Annotated in this window: 19 protein-coding genes and 2 pseudogenes; 13 read left to right on the forward strand and 8 right to left on the reverse strand. The window is 58.3% G+C overall.

Annotated elements, in window-relative coordinates:
* The first annotated feature begins 552 nt into the window (after positions 1–552).
* Positions 553–975 carry a hypothetical protein gene (locus CT676_RS26455; RefSeq protein WP_080586612.1) on the forward strand — a complete coding sequence of 141 codons (423 nt, stop codon included), beginning with the start codon at positions 553–555 and terminating at the stop codon, positions 973–975.
* 1,447 nt (positions 976–2,422) lie between these two features.
* Here CT676_RS26455 and CT676_RS26465 read toward each other — a convergent pair.
* Together CT676_RS26465 and CT676_RS44315 are read right to left on the reverse strand one after the other, a co-directional pair.
* A complete protein-coding gene (locus CT676_RS26465; RefSeq protein WP_135215658.1) occupies positions 2,423–2,638 on the reverse strand; it encodes a hypothetical protein in 216 nt (71 codons plus the stop codon).
* Between the two features lie 828 nt (positions 2,639–3,466).
* Positions 3,467–3,844 (reverse strand): hypothetical protein, encoded by a 378-nt coding sequence (locus tag CT676_RS44315; protein WP_167768166.1) that lies wholly within the window; start codon positions 3,842–3,844, stop codon positions 3,467–3,469.
* A 281-nt stretch (positions 3,845–4,125) separates the two neighbouring features.
* On the opposite strand from CT676_RS44315, the gene CT676_RS26475 reads away from it, so the two are divergent.
* Positions 4,126–5,922 (forward strand): NAD(P)/FAD-dependent oxidoreductase, encoded by a 1,797-nt coding sequence (locus CT676_RS26475; RefSeq protein ID WP_167768167.1) that lies wholly within the window; start codon positions 4,126–4,128, stop codon positions 5,920–5,922.
* A gap of 169 nt (positions 5,923–6,091) precedes the next feature.
* Complete coding sequence (locus CT676_RS26480; protein WP_135215660.1) at positions 6,092–6,271, forward strand: hypothetical protein; 180 nt, start codon at positions 6,092–6,094, stop codon at positions 6,269–6,271.
* 146 nt (positions 6,272–6,417) lie between these two features.
* Here CT676_RS26480 and CT676_RS26485 read toward each other — a convergent pair whose 3' ends face one another.
* Positions 6,418–6,831 (reverse strand): hypothetical protein, encoded by a 414-nt coding sequence (locus tag CT676_RS26485; RefSeq protein WP_135215661.1) that lies wholly within the window; start codon positions 6,829–6,831, stop codon positions 6,418–6,420.
* Positions 6,832–7,880: 1,049 nt separating this feature from the next.
* Between CT676_RS26485 and CT676_RS26490 the strand changes: the two genes are divergently transcribed.
* From CT676_RS26490 to CT676_RS26505, 4 genes are all read left to right on the forward strand, one after another.
* Positions 7,881–8,660 (forward strand): site-specific integrase, encoded by a 780-nt coding sequence (locus CT676_RS26490; RefSeq protein WP_135215662.1) that lies wholly within the window; start codon positions 7,881–7,883, stop codon positions 8,658–8,660.
* Positions 8,661–8,828: 168 nt separating this feature from the next.
* A complete protein-coding gene (locus CT676_RS26495) occupies positions 8,829–9,323 on the forward strand; it encodes a hypothetical protein (protein ID WP_135215663.1) in 495 nt (164 codons plus the stop codon).
* A gap of 4 nt (positions 9,324–9,327) precedes the next feature.
* Positions 9,328–9,768 carry a hypothetical protein gene (locus CT676_RS26500; protein ID WP_135215664.1) on the forward strand — a complete coding sequence of 147 codons (441 nt, stop codon included), beginning with the start codon at positions 9,328–9,330 and terminating at the stop codon, positions 9,766–9,768.
* Positions 9,765–10,640, forward strand: coding sequence for a metallophosphoesterase (locus CT676_RS26505; protein ID WP_135215665.1), 876 nt, complete (start codon positions 9,765–9,767; stop codon positions 10,638–10,640). Before CT676_RS26500 ends, CT676_RS26505 begins: the two co-directional genes overlap by 4 nt.
* A gap of 206 nt (positions 10,641–10,846) precedes the next feature.
* On the opposite strand, the gene CT676_RS26510 is transcribed toward CT676_RS26505, so the two are convergent.
* A complete protein-coding gene (locus tag CT676_RS26510) occupies positions 10,847–11,080 on the reverse strand; it encodes a hypothetical protein (protein WP_135215666.1) in 234 nt (77 codons plus the stop codon).
* Positions 11,081–11,581: 501 nt separating this feature from the next.
* Positions 11,582–12,088, reverse strand: a complete 507-nt coding sequence (locus CT676_RS26515; RefSeq protein ID WP_167768168.1) for a hypothetical protein — start codon at positions 12,086–12,088, stop codon at positions 11,582–11,584.
* Between CT676_RS26515 and CT676_RS26520 the strand changes: the two genes are divergently transcribed.
* From CT676_RS26520 to CT676_RS26540, 5 genes and pseudogenes are all read left to right on the forward strand, one after another.
* Positions 12,078–13,061 carry an AAA family ATPase gene (locus CT676_RS26520; RefSeq protein ID WP_167768169.1) on the forward strand — a complete coding sequence of 328 codons (984 nt, stop codon included), beginning with the start codon at positions 12,078–12,080 and terminating at the stop codon, positions 13,059–13,061. The two genes, CT676_RS26515 and CT676_RS26520, sit on opposite strands and share 11 nt — an antisense overlap.
* A 904-nt stretch (positions 13,062–13,965) precedes the next feature.
* Positions 13,966–14,185, forward strand: a pseudogene (locus CT676_RS45370) (hypothetical protein).
* Positions 14,186–14,230: 45 nt separating this feature from the next.
* A complete protein-coding gene (locus CT676_RS26530; RefSeq protein ID WP_167768170.1) occupies positions 14,231–14,626 on the forward strand; it encodes a hypothetical protein in 396 nt (131 codons plus the stop codon).
* Between the two features lie 306 nt (positions 14,627–14,932).
* Positions 14,933–15,184 carry a hypothetical protein gene (locus CT676_RS44320; RefSeq protein ID WP_167768171.1) on the forward strand — a complete coding sequence of 84 codons (252 nt, stop codon included), beginning with the start codon at positions 14,933–14,935 and terminating at the stop codon, positions 15,182–15,184.
* Between the two features lie 107 nt (positions 15,185–15,291).
* Positions 15,292–15,696, forward strand: a complete 405-nt coding sequence (locus tag CT676_RS26540) for a hypothetical protein (RefSeq protein ID WP_135215669.1) — start codon at positions 15,292–15,294, stop codon at positions 15,694–15,696.
* 376 nt (positions 15,697–16,072) lie between these two features.
* Here CT676_RS26540 and CT676_RS26550 read toward each other — a convergent pair whose 3' ends face one another.
* Both CT676_RS26550 and CT676_RS44325 read right to left on the reverse strand, forming a co-directional pair.
* Entirely contained in the window at positions 16,073–16,270 is a 198-nt protein-coding gene (locus tag CT676_RS26550) for a hypothetical protein (protein ID WP_135215670.1), read from the reverse strand.
* 832 nt (positions 16,271–17,102) lie between these two features.
* The gene (locus CT676_RS44325; RefSeq protein WP_167768172.1) at positions 17,103–17,258 is read right to left on the reverse strand and encodes a hypothetical protein; all 156 of its coding nucleotides are present in this window, start codon (positions 17,256–17,258) and stop codon (positions 17,103–17,105) included.
* 920 nt (positions 17,259–18,178) lie between these two features.
* On the opposite strand from CT676_RS44325, the gene CT676_RS26560 reads away from it, so the two are divergent.
* Positions 18,179–18,427 (forward strand): PilZ domain-containing protein, encoded by a 249-nt coding sequence (locus CT676_RS26560; RefSeq protein ID WP_135215672.1) that lies wholly within the window; start codon positions 18,179–18,181, stop codon positions 18,425–18,427.
* Between the two features lie 831 nt (positions 18,428–19,258).
* Here the strand turns inward: CT676_RS26560 and CT676_RS45385 are convergent.
* Positions 19,259–19,389: pseudogene (locus CT676_RS45385) on the reverse strand (ABC transporter substrate-binding protein); the annotation flags it as partial.

Here is a 19,389-nt window from a genome sequence, read left to right on the forward strand (position 1 = left end):
TACAGCCAAAATCGACAATCTTGGTACTGTTTTTGAGCGGGCATCGCGCATCTATCTGCCAAGACCAACGGCAACTCGGATGTAACTTCGACCTGTGGAGCGACGGTTCGAATGCGTCGGGCGCGATCGCGCCACGGCGTCGGAGTATTGCGTCGGTAATTTGGACCAAACCTACTTTGCTTAAAGCACGGCCTTGCTCATCGTCGCTCATGAAATGCCAGGCGATCACAGATCCGATCTGGACCGCGCCAGCGATACCGGCAAGCGCCGGTACTTCATGGCCCAACCATCCTGGAAAGGCTGGCGGTGATGGAGTTATGGCCTAACGAATCGGCGGATGTGTTTCGGTAACGGAAGGAGCCGCCTGGATCGGTTCCGTTACAAGCGCCTTTATCTTGTCGAAGTCTGTCTTTGACCCTCCAGGCACGATTAACCTTGGCGGTTAGGCTTACCGAGCAAGCATCTCCGCGAGAAGCTTGACGGCCGATCTATGAGCCGTTGGCCAGAACCGATAGATTGTAAGGATTGAGTCGTTGCGTTCGAGTGGCGCGCGTGAGTTTTCAGCTTTCCATATTGAAGATTTTGGCAGGGCAGCCAGACGGCCGGGGAAACCTTGAGCTTATCAAGCTGCATCTCGCGGTTTTCTATACGAGCGGCCCTGAATGGACGTTGCGTATGAAGCGTCTCGCTGAACTTGCGCCGGATCTTGATGCGTTCAGCCAAGGACTCATCACTCGTGAACGCGGCGCATGGACTATCACGAACCAAGGACGCGACTTCCTTGCCAAACTCGAGGAGGCTGCCTTGGGTGCAACGCCGGCCATACGGCCCCCCGACCCAGCCGAGCCGGTTGAGGTCGAGCAAGCCTCGCCAATAGCTCCTCCAGCGGCGGCTTCTCTGCCGAAAGTACTGGAGCGATCGCACGGGCGCCCCCAAGGCAAACACCGCAAGAACCATCGCAAACGATCGGCTTAAGTCGGCTGAATCTTGGATCGCGAAACGAGGACGACTTCGCGACTACATCGACCATCGGCCCCGGACCCGGCGAGTGCAAGAGCGCACCTGCGTTAGTATCACTTGGGCCGCTTAACGACACCAGATCGCTTCGCAGATGGCTTCCGGGTGACGATCGTTTCAATACTTTGCAGAGTCCGCGCGAATTCGGACCGCAGCTGCTGCACGTGTGCCGTATCCTTCGGCTCAGATAAAAATGCAATCTTCACGAGAAGCGGTTCAATCGCGATGTGACGAGAAGATTGTCAGAGTGTTGCGAGCGCAAGTTCGTGATCTGTCGTCGTATCTCAACGAGATCGAACCGGTCATCGTCGGGCTTATTCGCCAAATGAAGCTCATACCGTTGCGGTAGATAAACAAAGCCGCCGCGCCGAATATCTTGGCGCGACGACCTCGCCATGGTGAACCCGGACGGGGCAATGTCCGGTGCAGAGAGGTTAGCGCTCCGCAGCTCGGGCGCAATCGAAGACGCGGATTAAGCTTGATGTCGTCGCGGAAGGTTAAATCTGGAACAAGCGCTACTGTGGTCTGCAGCACGCCCGCGCGTCCAGTTAAGCGCCTCTTGTCCAGCGACCTCCCGGCGACACGATCAAGGTTGGAGCCTAGCGCTTTGGCGCGGGTTACGTCGCGCTCAATCGACCGCTCGGACTTGCCGGATTTTGCCGCCGTGTCCTTGGCACAACTGTCTATAGAGCCGTCAAGCCGCCTTTCGCTTGGAGATCAGCTTCGCCCGTTGCGCCGGCGTCAGGTCGCGGCGGATCAGGTTTTCGTCGATTTCCATAGGCGCGGAGGAGCCGCAGCCACGCGCTATTGCTTGGCGCACGCAGCGCCGCGGCGCGCCAAGCGCCCAGGCCAGTGGCGGCAATGGGAAGCGCGTTGCTCAGCGCGCATTCCGCTGCGTCCTAAAGGGTCTTCAAGCGAATACTTGCGGATGCTTGTCTCTGAGTCATTGCAGGCAGTTACGCCTGATTGATCGGCTCTTCGAGCCACAAAATCGCTTCCGACTTTTGATCAATCGTTATCGTTGTGCCTCGCTATCCGACCAACACGTAATTGCGCGAGTGTTGTTCGGATACCTTTGTGGGCGAACCTAAGAACCAAATCACCAGATCGGCGTTATCCCGGCACTATGGAGCCGTTTCGCGGAGGTCTAATGATGGACCCGAATCGAGCAGCTTTAGTCCTATCTGCTATCGCACTGGCCATCGCCATTGGAACGGCAATCACGTCAGAGCGCCTCGATACTCGTACGGCCAGCAACGACGCACCTCCCGGAACGGTAGGCCTCGCTAGGCCGCACCCGCCGCTGGACCGTGCGGCAGGTGAACCGATACAAACGGTAGGCGGGCCGCCTAGCGCGAGTATTCGGCAGCGTCCCTGACCGAACACTGGCCACCCAGCGAGAGCGCTACCGAAGCTCCTTGATGTGGCCGGTGCTGTCGACGATGAGCGACCGCTCCGTACCCTCCTTGATTGCTCGGTAGGTCTTGATCTTGCCGCTCGGGACCTCCTGAATCTGCGAATAGCCCGCGGCACGTAGCTTGGCCTCAATCTCCCCCTGCGTCAGGGCGAGCACAGGCGAGGACGCCCACACCGTTACAACAATGGCAATGACTGTTCGCATCGTTCGCCTCCTTGCTCCGCCAGAGGATGCGATAGCTCCTACTTTTTGCGCACTGTCTCACTGAGGTTCGCCAATTTTCGCTAGCGATTAGTCGAGCGACAAAGCGAGAATCGCTAACTCTTGTTAATCATTGGGGCACACGCTCTACATCAGATATTTCATACTTCTATTTTTTTGCCGCGCATGGCTTTTGATCGAAGAAAATCGGACCGTGTTCAATTTGCCCATCAGCACGCCGTCAACTTGATGGCTGCTAAGAGGAAGTCTGCGTCGTGAGCGCCATGCTGCAAAACATGGAGCTGATCGTCCAGCGCAGCTTGCCTACTCTTGACGTAGAGTCCCTTGAATGTTGTGAGGCAAAAGAAGCACTTTTCCGAAGCAAAGATGGCTTTTTGCTCTATCTAACAGATGGAACCCCACCGCCTCTTGGTAGGGAGCGAGTGGTCCCATTGAGTCTTCGTCAGGCACTCCTCTGGCTAAACGAAAACCAACTCTCCGAGGCTGGGTCTTTTTGGGCATAGCGGAGAGCAGCTTAGCTGCAATACCGGCAAAACCAAGTTTGCGTCTGGGCCCAACCCGCTTAAGCAGCTCGCGGAGTTGCGGATGGAGCATCCCCGCGCGAGACCGCAATCGCATTGAGGCCAATCCGGATCCTGCCTTCAAATCACCTCCGCCGATGCTGTTGGCTTACGTTCTCAACCAGGCCCTGATCACGATCCGCCACCGGGTGCTGTTCTGGGAGCGTCTCGGACGGGTTGAGGCACGCTTATTGCTCCCTGCCCCCACGCGACGCGCATCAACTCGGCGTCACGCCAATGCTCGACCCGCCTACTTGATCGTCGCGTGCACTGTGATGACCGATGTGCCAGAAGCCTTCGGCCCCTTGCCCGTTGCTTTGATGGCAAAGGTGTCACTTCCTTTGTATCTGGCCCTCGTCCTGTACTCGTAAGTCGCAACGTTGAGCTTCTTCAGTTTGCCGTGTGCTGGCTTTTGCGAGATTTCCGAGCTACTCGCCGTGCCGCGCAACGTGATCGGGAAGATGCAACTGTCCCCAGACGCGACGCTGATGTCGCCGGTCGAGTTCTCGCCCCAATCCGCCAATTCCATTGATCTGGAACATTCCGAAGCCGCCAGGACGATAGAAACATAAGTTGGGCTGGAAGCTCCCGCGACAAGCGCCAGAGTGGCAAGGCTAGACAATCGCATCGTTGATCTCCCGGATCATGCCGCAGCTTAGCGCGAATCGGTATGCTCTGCCCCTCCGTTACAGGAGCCTGCGGGCCAAATTCCGGACGCATGCACCGCAGCAAATGGAGTTCTTAGTCTGCCCGATCGTCGGTGGGCAAAGCGCCGTTGTTGCAGGCGAGCGCTGAGAGGCGCTGAAGCCGACCGGGAACCCTGCCGCGCGAGTCTGGATTCCCGCGATGGTTGGAGTAAGGTCGTGCGGCCTGCGCAGAACAATTGCAAACGACATCCGGGAGGAAGTGATGCTCGACACCACGCTTAGCGCGCGCGTCCAGGTTTTCCTCGACAAGTTTGAAGCCGCGCTTGCGGCGGGCGATCTCGACGCCGCCGTAGGAATGTTCGCTCCGGAATGCTACTGGCGCGACCTCGTTACCTTCACCTGGAACATCAAGACCATGGAAGGCCGCGATCAGGTCCGCGACATGCTCGCGCATTGCCTCGCGCATGTGAAGCCGCGCAACTGGAAAATCGCCGAGGGTGAAACGCCAACCGAGGCCGGCGGCGTGACCGAATCTTGCATCACGTTCGAGACCGAGGTCGCGCGCGGATATGGACTCATCCGCCTGCAGAACGGTCAGATCTGGACGCTCTTGACAACCATGGCCGAACTGAAGGCCCATGAGGAAAAGGCTGGCTTCAGCCGACCGCTCGGCGCCAGGCATGGCGTCAATCCCGGCGCCAAGACCTGGAAGGAACTGCGTGACGAGGAAGTCGAGCAACTTGGCTTCAAGACCCAGCCCTACGTGCTTGTCATCGGCGGCGGACAGGGAGGCATTGCGCTCGGGGCCCGGCTGCGCCAACTCGGTGTGCCGACGATCATCGCCGAAAAGAACGCACGCGCCGGCGATTCCTGGCGCAACCGCTACAAGTCGCTCTGCCTGCACGACCCCGTCTGGTACGATCACTTGCCCTACATCGATTTCCCCAAGAACTGGCCTGTGTTCTCGCCCAAGGACAAAATCGGCGATTGGCTGGAAATGTACACCAAGGTCATGGAGCTGAACTACTGGTCGAACACCACGGCCAAACGCGCCAGTTGGGACGACACCAGGAAGGAATGGACCGTCATCGTCGAACGCGATGGCAAAGAGATTAGTCTGCGGCCCAGACAGCTTGTGTTCGCGACCGGCATGTCGGCCAAGCCGAACATGCCGAAAATCAAAGGCATGGAAACGTTCAAGGGCGAGCAACACCATTCCTCACGCCATCCCGGCTCCGGCGGCTACAAAGGCAAGAAGGTGGTGGTGATCGGCTCGAACAATTCGGCCCATGACATCTGCGCTGCGCTATACGAGGCCGGCGTCGACGTAACGATGGTACAGCGCTCAACGACGCACATTGTGCGCTCGGATTCGCTGATGGAGAGTATCGGCGATCTTTATTCCGAACGCGCCGTCCGCGGCGGAATGACGACGGCAAAGGCCGATCTGATCTTCGCTTCACTGCCCTACCGGATATTGAATCAGTTTCAAAAGCCGGTCTACGACAAGATCCGTCAGGACGACGCCGCTTTCTATGCCGGGCTGGAGAAGGCCGGCTTCAGGCTCGACTTCGGTGACGACGATTCCGGGCTATTCATGAAATATCTGCGCCGCGGCTCGGGCTATTACATCGACGTCGGCGCCTCACAGCTTATCATTGACGGAAAAATCAAGCTGTGCGCTGGACAGGTCGAGGAAATCACGCCCAACGGCGTCAGGCTCGACAACGGCAAGGAATTGCCAGCGGACGTAATCGTCTATGCCACCGGCTATAGCTCGATGAACGGCTTTGTCGCCGATCTCGTGAGTCCGGAAATGGCCGACAAAGTCGGCAAGGTCTGGGGCCTCGGCTCGAATACGACAAAGGACCCCGGCCCATGGGAAGGTGAGCAGCGCAACATGTGGAAGCCGACGCAGCAGGACGGCCTATGGTTCCACGGCGGCAATCTGCATCAGTCGCGACATTACTCGCAATTCCTTTCCCTGCAGTTGAAGGCTCGCTACGAGAGCATCCCGACGCCGGTCTACGGCCTGCAGACTGTCCATCACAAGGCCTGAAATTGCCGAGCGCACAGCGGGGCTCGCGGATTGCGAGCCCCGTGCCATTTCCGGGTCTCCACACTCGCTAGCGCAATGGCCGCCTTGTCAGCGCGCAGCAGAAAGGGCTCGGCAATGGTTAGGCCAAGCGCTTTCGCACTCTCCGGGTGTCATCGAAGCTGCCGCCTCGTTGATCATCGCGCACGAGATTGCTGGAGATCACAAAGATATCTTGGACCGCGTCGGCGACACGGGCAAGCGATGGTATTTCCAAGCGCAGCGCATCCCCGAGAAACTGAAGGCGATGGAGCTATGGTCAAAAGCGCTGTTAGATGCATTTCACAATGCCGGCGGACTATTTCCCTCGTAGTCCGTCCCGTTACTCTATCCGACGCGAGCCCCGGCTACAGCCCTGGAAGCAGAGAAAATGTTTTCCAACGCTAGTCCCCGCGGCAGCAACGATGCACTGCGCGGGGGGCATTGAGTTTTATCAGAGGTGTTTGGTTTGCGGGCGGACTAGGCCGCCACACGGCCGAACATGGCGAGCGAGCGCTTAACCATGTTATTTGCAGCGCGATCCGTGATCGTGATGTCCAGGCGCTGGCGGCTCTTCGGATAGACCTTGGCGCGCTTCACATCGGTCATATACCAGCCGGCGCGGGTTCGGGTGAGCGTCACTTCCGTCGTGATGACAGCGTACTTGTAGCTGTTCGCAGCGGGACCAGAAGGACGGAGGACAAGCTTGGCGCCGGGGCGATCGCTCTTGGCAATATCATAGGAGGTCAACATTTTTTCTGCGAGGCGCGCGAAATTCGTCAACTTCGCGGGGTCCGTGATGGTGAAGGAGGTGGCTCCGCGGTTGATAGCATCAAGCTCCGCTTGTATGGCCTCCACGTCAACGTCAACGCCGTCTACTCTAAGCTTCTTCATTTCAATTGCTCCATTCTTATGATGCACACTGCATCAAGGCCGTATCGTAGCGTTGCGTTTTTTTCGAAGGCAATTGAGCCCGGTTTGCTCTCCCCATAAATCTCGTCAAACGGAAGTAGAACGCTGTTTTCAACCTGCCGATATCGCCAGATAGCGCCTTTTCGAGTGTTTTGCGGCACAGATCGCGCCAACGTCGGCGCTGACTACATGCTTCACCGACCACCACCGGCCGCGGCCGGTGGTGGTGGTGGTGGTGGTCGGTCCGCGACCGACGCCGGTGATGTCGGCAAACCAATAGAGGGCCGCCTCGACTTTCAGATTTAACTAAGCTGAGAGTTCAGGCGGCGGTCGCTGCCGTGAGGTGTCACAGACCATCCATATCTCTAAGGTTTTGTCGCGATTGACCCGCGTTCCGACGGCACACGCAGATAGGCGTAAGACTCGCCTCGGACCTCACTGGATCACGGCCGCGCCGACACTCACATGAGTTGTTGGATATTGCGCAAGGGACGCCTCAAACTTCCCTGGACCACAAACCAAGCTTGCCCAACAAGCTGGGCCATTGCGCCCCATCAGGATCGAACTGCAGACGACAATCACGCCCGGCCGACATCGAAGTGCGGAGCACATCAACGATGTGCAACTTGTCAGCCCCCACTTTGCCGGCTGGTTTGGCCTATCGCCCAATGCGCTCGAAACATCCGTTTCGGCAGCCTCGTAGTCCATTGAAACATATGTCCTTTTAGCGATCGCAATGTGTCCTACCGTTGTCCTACCGCTACCCTCCGACGCGATCTGCAACGGCTTTTTGGGATTTGCCGACGCGCATGGTCAAACGTGAGTCGAGATATCAACTCACATGGCTAAGGCGACCTAAAATGTTTCCGGAAACTTCCATCTCGCCAGAGACCCAGCGAGCATACAGCTCGCAAGCTTGGCGACTGGTCAACCAGTTCAGAAGGGAAAACCCTGGCCCTCCGGCTACGTCTCCACTGCTCGGCGCGGTCCGGTGGTTCTTGCGGCAACACTGCCGTTGGGCCGACAGCACGGTGCGCCGCTATGCAGTTGCGCTGGCGCAGGAGCTGGATGGCCTGCTGGAATTCGACAGCTTCCCGCCGGGAAGTTGCGAAGGCGTGCTGCTCGATGCGCTTGAGAATGATCGCCCCCAGCCCGCAAAAACACCATCGATCAAGTCGCGTAAGCATCTGCCAGTTCAAGAACTGCGCGCCATTGTCGCTTACTTCCGATCGTCGGACGACGAATTCGCGAGGTGGTGCGCGGGGTATCTGGTTTTGGCCAGTCGCCTGGGCTGGCGCCCCGGAGAAATGCTTAACGTTCAGCGCCAGGGTATGCTGCTCGTTGCCGACGCGGAAAAGCATACAAATGGTCGCGGCCTCACCGAAACCTGCCAGGCCGACCTGTCGCCATACGGCGCGCGCTGGTTCCCCGAAATCGACGAATGGATCTCCAATATTCGTAAGTTCGAGCAAATCTACGGCAGCCGCAAAGGTCTCCAGGCTAATCTGAATGCGCGGCTTCAGACCGCCTGTCGGCTGCTCGGCATCAAGCGGGTGTGCACCTACACGCTGCGACACTTTGCGATCGCCTCGATGAAGGCTTCCGGTCTGTCACGGAAGGAAATTGCCGTTCTGGTGAACCATGCCACGGACCGTACGGCGTCGGACCGCTATTGCAAGAAGCGGCACGGCGCCAGGCGAGCGCGCCGGCGATGGGTTATTAATCAGGCCCGCTTGGCTAAAGTCCGTTCGATTTCTCGTCGGTACGATCCATCGAAGCGATTCAAGTCGCAGCTTCTCACTCCCACTTGATCGCCGCGTCGGACGTGACGCCGACCTCAAAAGCAGCGGCTTTGCCAATCAGCCGCGAGCACGACGACCTTTCGCGATCTTCCTCGTTTGCCACTTTCAGAATCCCATGCCGTACTGGCCTTCGAAGCATGTTTGCGTTTTGCAACATGCCAACAGGAGCTGGAAGTCATGTTGCGTTCAATTCTCGCTGGTCTTGCCCGAGCCGTCCAAATGGTGTTCGACATTGTCATGCTGCCGCTGCGCGGTCTCCTGCACGCGCTCTTCCCCGCGCTCTCCGAGCCTGTGGGGATACTCGACGACGAATATGAGAGCGGCCACGACGTGGGCGCTGATAATCCGTTTGCCAACTCGCACGATGCGTTCCATGCGCGCGATGTCGAGGCCAATCTGGCGATGGCCTGGGCGGCCGATGCGGCGATCGCCAACATCCAGCCACCACTTCCGAACATCAGGCCGATAGTCAGCGACTGGTTAGTCAGCCTGTCCCATAACGAACTGGATAAGCTCGTCACAAGCGGATTTGACGGCATTTACGGCCATCTGCATCTCGCGATCCCCGTCGCGGGCGTGCCAGTTCTCGAAAGCCGTGCCGAACCGCACGTGCCAGGGAGTGACCGGAATCTCACCTCCGGAGGTCCCGCGGCAGCTTTCTCGCGAGCTTAGCCAAGTGCCAGCGAGCAAGGGCAGCATCGCACTTTGCGAACGCCAAGTCTCGCTCGAGCTGCCGGTGGCTTGCGCGAGTCCTGCGAATGCGGTCGGCGATGAGCCGACGAACCGCATTGGTTCGCGCAATCATGATGGCGCGGTTGATCGAGCCACTCGTTGCCGCGAATACCGCCGCGGCGCCAACCATCGCAGAAGCCGCCGTAACGCCAACGTAGGCATTGATATCGGTCTCATATCTGCTCATTCCAGCTACTTTCTTTTTGGGGTTACATTAATATCTTTTCTGGTGTACAATTTAGATATTAACAGATGCTTAATTGCCGCTTCGGGGCGTCACAGAGGACTCAAAATGACCGAAACTGACAGTTCCGCGAGTGAGCGCACTGATCGCTTCGTTCGCCCGAAGCGCGATCAGATGATTGCTGCGGAGGCGATCTCGTGAAGATCCGCGTCCTCTCCGACACGCACATCGACGACGAATTCAACCGCTGGGATGATGTCCCGCAAGCTGATTGCGACGTCACAGTGATGATTGGCGACGTGAATAATCCAATGACGGGCGGGCTCGAGTGGGTAGCGGAGAAGTTCGCTGGCGCTCCGATCCTGTACGTCCCGGGCAACCATTGCTTCTACCGCGGTCCGACTGGCAGCGGTGAAGAGAACACATTCTACGAAGATCAGATGACGCGAGGCCGTAAGATGGCCGAGAACCTCGGCATTACGATGCTTCAGAACGATACGGTTGTGATCGACGACACGCGCTTCATCGGAGCGACCATGTGGACGGATTTTTCGGTGCTGCCAGTCGGCTGGTCACCGCGCGATGCCATGAGCCAGTCACAGAAAGGCTGGACCGACCAAGGCCGGTACTGGGAACGTGACTATCACAATGACTACAGAGAGATCCGCTTTGGAGGCTCCGGTTCGAAGAATCGCTTCACGCCCTCACAGTCTCTGGCGCTTCACCGGGAGAGCCGCGCATATTTCGAGCGTGTGCTGGCAACGCCGTTCGACGGCGAGACGGTCGCGGTGACGCACATGGCCCCTTCGCGCCAGAGCCTCCCGCCTGGAAGCCATTCCCACGATTGGCTTTATGCATCGTCGCTGGAGCATCTGATGATGGGCGAAGATGCTCCGGCCCTCTGGTTGCATGGTCACATTCACCAGAACCGCGACTACACGATCGGTATCACGCGGGTCATCGCGAACCCGCGCGGATATGCGCTTGGTCCCAACAAGCGCGAAAATCCGGATTTTGATCCCACGCTGGTGATCGAACTCGAGCCGCGACCGGCAGCGACATACAGAGCGTAGGCACAGAACATTAGACGTCAAACGCCGGCAGCCAAATCGACAGCCGCTCCTCTTGAGCGGATGTCCGGGCCCTTACGGCCGCATTCGTGTGACCGGCAATCGTAAGTATCGAGAGCCGATCACACAGTTACGTCACATTACGATCACAAGTCACACGTCGCCTTTGGGCTCCAGCATAGCTTAGGCGATCTGAGCGACCGCAGTAGCTAATGCGCGGCGGTCGCAGTGCCCTCCTTGCTGAGCTGCTTGCGAAGCCGACGCAGCACAATCATGATGTCCTCGCCGCTGTAGCCGTCGCGGATGAGCGACGACATCATTACAAAGATCATGTTCTGAACCTCTCGTGCAGGGATGACACCGGGCTCGAACTGCATCACGAACGCATTGAGCAGGGCCGCCGCAATGGCCGTCTCGGGGGACTTCTCAGGATCATTCTTCATTTACTAATCCCGTTCTGTGCAAGAGGACGTAAGCATTAGTCTCATCGTGGTTTTTCACATCCCTATCGTCCCACCTGCCCCTGCAAGCCACAAATAGGGAAATCGCAGAAATAACTCCGCACCATCTCTGATCGACGATCACCCCGCCTTGGCGCTGGAAAGTTTGCTTGTCAGTGAAGGCCGCACCGCTGCCCGCATCGTCCACAGCAACTTCGAAGAGCCCGAGATCAATATGCTCGACTGACGCCAGAGCGACCTCTTCTCTTGCCGCAGTCAACCTCAGCAGGCCATTTTTGACGACTGCTAAGTGGTTCAATTATTTGGGCGATTACCGATCGCAATGTGTTCTACCGGTGTTCTACCGTTGTCCTACATTGCGCTCCCGACAGTCTCAAACGGCAGTAAGTCAGCGCTTACTGCCGTTCTGTTACGGGCTCCCAAATCGTGTGATCAGCACCCCGCTCCCTCTTAGGCCGCTGCAAAGCGGCGAGAACCATCATCTTACTTTCGTTTGGTCCGCTTGGCTGCTGAGTTGTCCGTAGATTTCGGGCCGACGTCCTCCGCCGGTGCTTTATCCTGCATCGCCTTGTGCTCCGCTTCTTTTCGTGAAGCGATCGCGAGCGGTAGACCACTGACCGGATGAATCAAGTTTTTCCGCATGTATTTGTGGGCGCCCCATGCTTCGCCGGAGAGCCACCGGCCGATATTGTCGAGCTGCGCTCCCTCGATCTGGTTCGCATGGTCGATTAGCACCCGCTCAATCAGCTGCGACCGGGTCAATCCGTATTCGCGGGCTCGCTGGTCGTAAACCTCAATCAAATCAGGATGAACACGCTGCGCCAGGCGGTCAGATCGGACGTCACCCTCGCTCGCAAGGGGGCGACCGACCTTGGCGCGGGGAGCGTATTTAACGTCGCTTGTTCGTACTCGCACTCGCTTAACCATGCCCGCCTCCAGACCATTGACCCGTCCGGTAATTTCTGGTGTACATTTTTGCATGCCGAACACCAGAAAGACCTCTGATTTACTGCACGCGTTGCAGGAAGACCGTGCGGAATGTGCTCCAATTGAGGAGTCGGAAGATTCGATCCCGCTGTCAATAGTTGACGTCGGTCCCCCGCCCCCAAGCTTCGTGGTCTATCCCGCTAGGACGGCAACCAAGCTCACCGGCTCGCTGCGTATCGAATACAGGGCGCTCGTCGGCGCCAAGTTGCCGCTCAAGGTTACCAAGGACCTCGCCGCCGTGCGAGCGGCCCTGTTATCCGAATTCCCGCATGCCGCCAGCGCTGTCGAACTCGTCCTGCGCGACCTTCGCGAGGGCGAACCGGTTCGTATCCGCCCCGTCCTACTCGTTGGACCGCCTGGTAGCGGAAAGTCTCGCCTGGCTCGGCGCCTGTTCGAACTGCTCGCAATCAGCGTCTATCGCTATGATGGCTCCGGCGCCACCGATGGTCAGTTCGCGGGTTCGCCAAAAGCATGGTCGAACAGCATACCAAGCGCACCGATGCGTGCTGTGTCGGCCTGCTTGACCGCGAACCCTGCTGTAGTGATCGAGGAGATCGAAAAGGCCGGCTCCTCTCCACACATGAGCCGACTTTGGGATGCGGTTCTGGTGTTCCTGGATCGCGAAACCGCCGCCCGTCACCGCGACGTCGGTCTCGATGCTCCCGTGGATCTGAGCTGGATCTCCTACACCGCCACAGCGAACAGCGTCGATAACTTGCCAGCGCCGCTCAAAGACCGCTTCCGTATCGTACGCGTACCAGAGGCGACACTGGCACATCTACCAGCGCTTGCGTCAAACGTCGCACGCGAACTGGCGTGTGAGAGCGGTGAAGCAGGCTTCGTAGCGGGGTTTGCACCGGACGAACTAGCAGCGATGGGGGGAGCGTGGCAGCGCCAGCGCTTCTCAATCCGCGCACTGCAAAAGATCGTCGTCGCCACTATCGAGACCCGTGAAGTCACAGCAACAAGGCACTAACGTCTCAAATGCCTTACGACCGGATCAAATTACGTATGGATGGCTGCTTTGTATCAAATCGCATACGAGGAGATCGGGCATCTCCCATTTTTTCGCGGAGACACTGCAGCTCAGTTCCGTGCAGGATTTTCGCCGGGGCCGCGTTACTTAAACAATATGAATGCCGAGTTTCCGTGAGTATCACTCACTTCGAGTTCAGTATCGACCGAACTCGCCGACCTCTTGCCGTTTTTCAGAACGCAGCGTCCTCAGATTCGTAGTCTGGTCAGAATCGTTGAAATTGCTAGGGTTTGTTACCGTAACGCGAAGCTCAATCCCTCAAAACCGCGCAATTTCAGCCTTATCGCTTGGGCGATGTTACCGGGCATCAATCGGCGCTGATTGTCAGGTGCCGGAGAGGGAAGGATTCCCGCCATTTCTTTTTTAAAATCAAAGATTTGCCCGAAGAGCCCCCTCACCCCCGAGCGCCATAGCGGTGACAATCGCGCACCGTGCTAGTGCAACCATCGTAGTGGCTTTCTTGTGTGAGTCTTTCCATACACGCACTGGCCGCTCGTTCCATTTCCTGACGGTTGGTACGCGACGTCTTGAAACACGATCGAGATCGAGGCCTAGCGCCTTGGCGCGGGTCGCGTCGCGCTGGATCGTCCGCTCGGGCTTGCCCGTCTTGGCGGCAGTGTCGGCTGAAGGACGCAGCCGCCAAGTCGGCGGATGCGTCGCCCCGCCTCTCGTCCTATTGGCCGCGCGGGCGCCGATGGCCTTCGCTGGACCATGCACCGCTTCATAAGCCGCCTTCCGCTTCGCGATCAGCTTCGTGCGCTGCGCCGGCGTCCGGAATTTAGGAACGTAACTCGGTCCGAAAGCTTCTTGCTCGTCAGGGGCTACGAACTGCGGAGTTCATTCTATGGCTGCCCAGATCGTAATGGACCACACAGGCGACCGCAGGCACTTTTTTGAGCAAGACGACCCTAAGGGGCTCGCCGAGGCTGAACGCCGGTTCAAAAATTGACCGACCAGGGATTTACCGCCGCCACTCGGACGGCGGCCGGCGATCTCAAGATTGCAGGGAAGTTTGATCCGCTGCCGATGAGACGCTGTTCTACCCCCGCCTGGTCGGCGGTTAGACTGTTCGCGGCACGGCAAAATGTTTTTGTTCAGACGAAGAGGCGTTGATAGTACGCGGTTGCGTTCTGCGTTCGCTCTATTTGATCTTCATTGAGCAAAATGGCCCGGAAGCCCGTGCGCGGCGTCTTCTGCGGGATTGGTTATCTCCCGAGCAGCGCGCGCAATTCGATGCCAAGAACTATTGCGAAGTCACAGGTTCTCACACCGGCAAACGATATCGAGTTCATTATGGTACCGTGAGCAATGTTGTAGAGGTCGACGCATCTGGGCAGCCCGCGACCGGCTGGTGCTTCGTTCCCGAACGTGCTCTGGCGGCCGGCGATGTGATGCTCACCCAGAAGATCGCGCTGGAAACCGACGAAGCCGCAGTGCTCACGCTTGCCCACAGGTGTTCTCCGAGACAGCCGTCTCTGCCCCGAGTAGTGCGGCGTGCTTACTAGGCCGCTCATGGGCGGGCCGCCGCTTGTGGCGACGGCCCCTCGCCGTGAAGGCCTCGATACGCGAAACGAGAACGGCTTCGCGACTGCATCCAGCATCGGCGCAGCGTCGGCGAGTGCAAGGGCCTATGCGTTATATAACTTGGGCTTTACGGATCGGCCCCGCGAGACGGTTGCTTCAACGCTTCGCAGCGTCCGAGTGAATTCAGACCGCAGATGTTGCACGTGCGCTGCATCTTTTGGCTCTGAGAGAAAAGCAGTTTTAACAAGGAAACGGTTCAAGATCGCAGTGACCGGGAGATTGTCGGAATGCTGCGAGCGCAAAGCCGTGATCTGTCGTCGCATCTCAATGAGGTCAAGCGGATCATCGTCCGGTTCATTCGTCACAACGAAGCTCGCGCTATCGACGGCAAAACGAAGTCGCCGCGCCGAGTATCTTGGCGCGACCACCTCGCCATGGTGAACCCGGACGGGGCAATGTCCGGTGCGCAAAGCTACCCCTCCGGTGCGTCGCCGCAATCAAAGCTTCAAATTAAGCTTGATATCCCCGCTGGAAGTTAATTCGGGAACTGAGAGGCCGCACCAAAAGGTCGGGCCGGTGAGTGCTCAAGAAGGAACGTCTAGGCCTGCGTCGGAATTCCTGACTGAACAACAGCTGCTAAACTTCGATGCGCTGCTATCTCTCCACGCTCGACGACTGCGGTAGCACACTGAACGCGCAAGAGATCGACTGCAATAGCGCCGAAGAGGCTCTACAGCTGGGCTCTGCCGCGGTGGCGAACGACCCTGTCGAGGTTTGGTGTGGTCCACGCCGTCTCGCCCGCTTTGAGCCGGAGCGGAGGCAGGAGCGGCCGCTTTCGCGCCTGCGCGAGCGTTTGATCGTCGCCGAACGCCGACTTCGCGAGGGCGAACAACACATCAGTCAGCAAGAGAAGGTCATCGCCAAGCTCAAGCGCGAGGGACGTGATCTCGCTCTCGCGCTTTCCGTCCTAGACACCCTGATCGAGACCCAGAAGGCTTATTTACAGGAGCGGGATTTAATCGTCGCCGAAGTGGCGAAACGATCTGGATAGAGAGGGCCGCGCAGTCGCAGCTCGCGATGGACGGCGTCAAATGCTTCGGGTTCTTGACCGTTACGAGTTCCGTTTACGACCCGCGAGGTAGCGCCGATCGCTATCCTCTTGGAGACGGCGCCCATCGAGGCTGTGCCGCAGGCGACGACGGCGTGCCGTCATACCGTTCAGGATTGCCGATGTCGAACGCGCCCAGGTCCCCAACTGACTGCTCATACTCCGTTTGCGTGATCAAAGTAAACGTCGCGTCCGGATACCGTGCCCACACATTGAGGTTCGTCAGGCGTGACGGTGAGATATCCGAAGAAACACTTGTATCGACCCGGCACCGTCACCCGGCCGATTTTGTCCCAATTGATCTTGTTTACGCGCATCGCTAGCTCCACTCGTTCTCAGGCAGCGAACCGGGCGGAAGTTTAAGCTCTTCTAGGCCGGCTTCGATCAACGCCAGCTCTTCTTGGATCGCTTTGACCGTGTTTTGTGGGTTGATGCCAGACACGGCTTGCAGCTGAGCGAGCAACTTTCGGCGATGCGCCAGCAAATCCGTCAGGGCACGTTCATCTTGCGCCCTCACGTGGCCAGATCAGTTGCATAGCAGTCGACACGTCCGTCGTTCCCCGATGTGCGACATGGCAATTATCGTGGCTGGCTCAATTCGGCCAAGCCTAGTTCAGTTATGCGGTATTCGACGCCATCTTTGTTGAGCGCCGCTCGATCCATCCATTTCGCAGAAGGGTAAGGGTCGTTCTGCGGGTGTCGGGGCAGCTTCGTGCAGGCGATCCAATCGCATCCCGCAGAAGATTGAGAAATTGGCGGTGATACTGGTTGAAGATCACTGGCTTTTCCTGACGGCGGAGGTCTTGCAAAATTGTCTCAAGCGAGCGGTCTGTTTCCATGATCGCGATAGGTTTGCATCGCTCTATTGACGATCTGTTACGCGGTTGGGAAAAGTCGGCAATCTTTTAAATGGCTCAAAAGTCAATCTTCGAGCATAGATGTAGAGAACGCATCGGCGGCTTGGTTAGTTCCGGCTCTTAGGCGAAGCTACGCTCGTCTGGCAGCGTGGATGACGCGCGGTAATCGCGCGCCTGAGCCCAGTCGCTTGCCGGTCCCGTCGCGCTTAGAGCGGCCAGCTCGCTTTCCCGACCCACCGCGGCCGCCAGCGCCGCCGCGCATTTAGGTGTTGCGGCCATCGCAAATCACGAACGATCGCACATCGACGCGTCCGTGGTCGCCTGAGCAAGAGGCGGAATTCCTCTCGCTCTTTGGCGTAGGTTTCACTGCTGAGGATCCTGTAATAATCGAAACATGCGCGCGAATGCCCGCGTTCATCTAAGCCCTTGCTTGGGTATGTCCGAGGCCTTCAATGAAGAGGCCCCGGGGCTATGCCCGGGGCCTTGTGAAGTTTAGCGATTGCCCTGCTGTCCGCCTTGCCCAGGCTTCTGTTCGCCGGGGTGCTGTGTCTGCTGGCCCGGTTTTTGGTTGGGGTTCTGGCCCTGCTGGCCACCCTTATCGCCTTGCTGGTTCTGCTGGCCGCCTTGGTTCTGATTGTTCTGGTTCATGCGAAGCCTCCTTTGGCCGCGTCATCATTGACGGGCTGCAATTCAATCGCAGGAGAGCGGGCAACGTTCCTATAGGTTCGCAGCAATCGCCGATGCGACGCGCGCGCTGTGTGCACTTTTGTGCTCGCGAAAGGGGTAGCGCAATCGCTGCTCAACGGCTCTTCCTTCAGTCACCAGCTAGCTCTTAACCTTCAGAGAGCTTTGATGTTGAGCTTTGCATCGCAAGCGGCAAGCTGGTGTGCTTCTTCTTTCGAGGAAATCAATCGATGGGCGAACTCAGCTCCCGGGTGCGGCGAGCATGGACGTCGTGTTAGAACAAGTGTGCGTCGAGCTCCCGAACGGCGGCGATCACGAGAGCCGGAAGTACATCGCGGAGCAACTGATCCAAGCGGCCGAAGAAGGGCATTGCACATTAGGCGAACTTACGACAGTCGCCCGGCGCGCTTTGCTTCACCTCAACAACCACCCGAAGTGCGCCTAGAGCGTCGCCGGGCTGACCGCTGGTGGGCGCCCCCAACGCAAGGCCGCACGTGTGCTCCGTGGCCGGCCGTGCCCGCACTTTGCAATGGCACGATTGATAAGCAGCGTGAAACATGAAGGCCTCCGAGGCTATCCCAGCGGCTCTATGGCCCGCACGACGCCGTTAAGTTCGTGAGCGGGTAACCTAATGTCAACCGTTATGGCTATACGATTTGCCCTCGCGGATCGGTGACGACTACCGCGGTACGCATGGGCAATCGGAAACCCGTCAGCCCCACGCGGCTGGCGGGTTTTTCGTTGGGCACACCGCGAAGTCTTGCTGCTCGGCGCAGTGATAGTCTGCATCTCCACTGACGCTAAGCCGAAGGTCAAGAAGGCGTCGGCGTCCCAAGGCAAGAACGGGTGGGCCGTCTAGGAAGGACTAAATCCAGAAGGAAACAGTGCAGGAACGTCGCAGACAACAGCGCATCGAAACAAACGAAGTCGCCTACATCTTCGGCGACGGATCGAGCATCTGTTGCCGCGTCGTCGACCTCACCGACCACGGAGCAGCAATCGAGCTGCCCTTATCAGCGGGGCATAATATGAGAGACCGTTTCAAGCTCATGATTGCGAAGGATCGTGTTGAAAGAAATTGCCGTATAATCTGGCGTTCAGGCAGTCGTATCGGTGTTGAGTTTACGAATTGACGTGGAGGCGATTGCAGAACGCTAGCCGCCGTTTAAACGCTCGATCAATCGTTGCGAGAAGATGTTTAGGTCGGGCACGCTTGTGATCGTGGTGCTGCTGGTCATCTGGCAAATTCTCGCGCCACTTTGAAAGGCCGCCGGCGTGCACCGCCGGGCCTCGTATTCACCGTCTCAGACGGCAAGCCGAACTTGCGATCCTGCGGCTACGGCTTCCACGCGGCGCCGCGAATTTTGGACAGATAGCTCGGCTCGTTTCACCCGGTCGCGCAATCTTTCCACTTGGCTATGTTGCCGCCTCAGACTGGCTATGTCCCTCTTGAGAATTCCGAGGAGCGTGTCGGCTAGTTTCGTGATTCAGTGCTGCTGTTGCGAACTCATTTGCCCCTCCTCTGCAAAGGTTAAATGAACGCTGAGGATGATAATCCTAGACCTAGGTCTAGGCAGTCACCGGAAAGGTTCAATCGGGCCGAGATGGCGCGGGCCTGCGTGCAGTGTCAGGGTTTCACGAGTTCAGGGCCTGCAGCCTGGCCTTTGGTCCTAGACGCCTGACGATCTCGCGCCGCGGTCAGTTCTTTCTGGAGCTTCAATTGCTGGTCGGCCGTCATGGCAGGCCCCCGCCTCGGCGGCACGTCTTCTACGGCCGGATAGCTGCCACTCGCTTTCGGGCGCGCCGGTGCCTCAGCCCGCGCGTCCATCGGTGAAGAGCCAGCAGTTGAAGTTGCGCACCCGCAAAGCGAGAGGCTGGACAACAACAGCGTTGCTGCAGCTAACGCTGCGATTTTTCTGTCCTTCGACATTACGCTCAACAAGCACTTAATCCTTCCCTTAAAAGTTAACCAGCCGGCCGTCCTCGCGGATTCGGCCGTTTTTCGTCATGAAATCGTTCACTGGCATATCGCGCATCCTGGCGGCGACGGTCGGACCATCCAGCGTGCCTGCCGCCTTGACCGCTTTGAGGTAGT

Source organism: Bradyrhizobium sp. MOS001, from assembly GCF_004634465.1.
GTDB lineage: Bacteria > Pseudomonadota > Alphaproteobacteria > Rhizobiales > Xanthobacteraceae > Bradyrhizobium > Bradyrhizobium barranii.

Coding starts and splice junctions, on each gene's coding strand:
- CT676_RS26465 (WP_135215658.1), bottom strand. CDS start 2,638: ATGCGAACAGTCATTGCCATTGTTGTAACGGTGTGGGCGTCCTCGCCT.
- CT676_RS44315 (WP_167768166.1), bottom strand. CDS start 3,844: ATGCGATTGTCTAGCCTTGCCACTCTGGCGCTTGTCGCGGGAGCTTCC.
- CT676_RS26475 (WP_167768167.1), top strand. CDS start 4,126: ATGCTCGACACCACGCTTAGCGCGCGCGTCCAGGTTTTCCTCGACAAG.
- CT676_RS26485 (WP_135215661.1), bottom strand. CDS start 6,831: ATGAAGAAGCTTAGAGTAGACGGCGTTGACGTTGACGTGGAGGCCATA.
- CT676_RS26495 (WP_135215663.1), top strand. CDS start 8,829: ATGTTGCGTTCAATTCTCGCTGGTCTTGCCCGAGCCGTCCAAATGGTG.
- CT676_RS26510 (WP_135215666.1), bottom strand. CDS start 11,080: ATGAAGAATGATCCTGAGAAGTCCCCCGAGACGGCCATTGCGGCGGCC.
- CT676_RS26520 (WP_167768169.1), top strand. CDS start 12,078: ATGCCGAACACCAGAAAGACCTCTGATTTACTGCACGCGTTGCAGGAA.
- CT676_RS44320 (WP_167768171.1), top strand. CDS start 14,933: ATGCTGCGAGCGCAAAGCCGTGATCTGTCGTCGCATCTCAATGAGGTC.
- CT676_RS26540 (WP_135215669.1), top strand. CDS start 15,292: ATGCGCTGCTATCTCTCCACGCTCGACGACTGCGGTAGCACACTGAAC.
- CT676_RS44325 (WP_167768172.1), bottom strand. CDS start 17,258: ATGAACCAGAACAATCAGAACCAAGGCGGCCAGCAGAACCAGCAAGGC.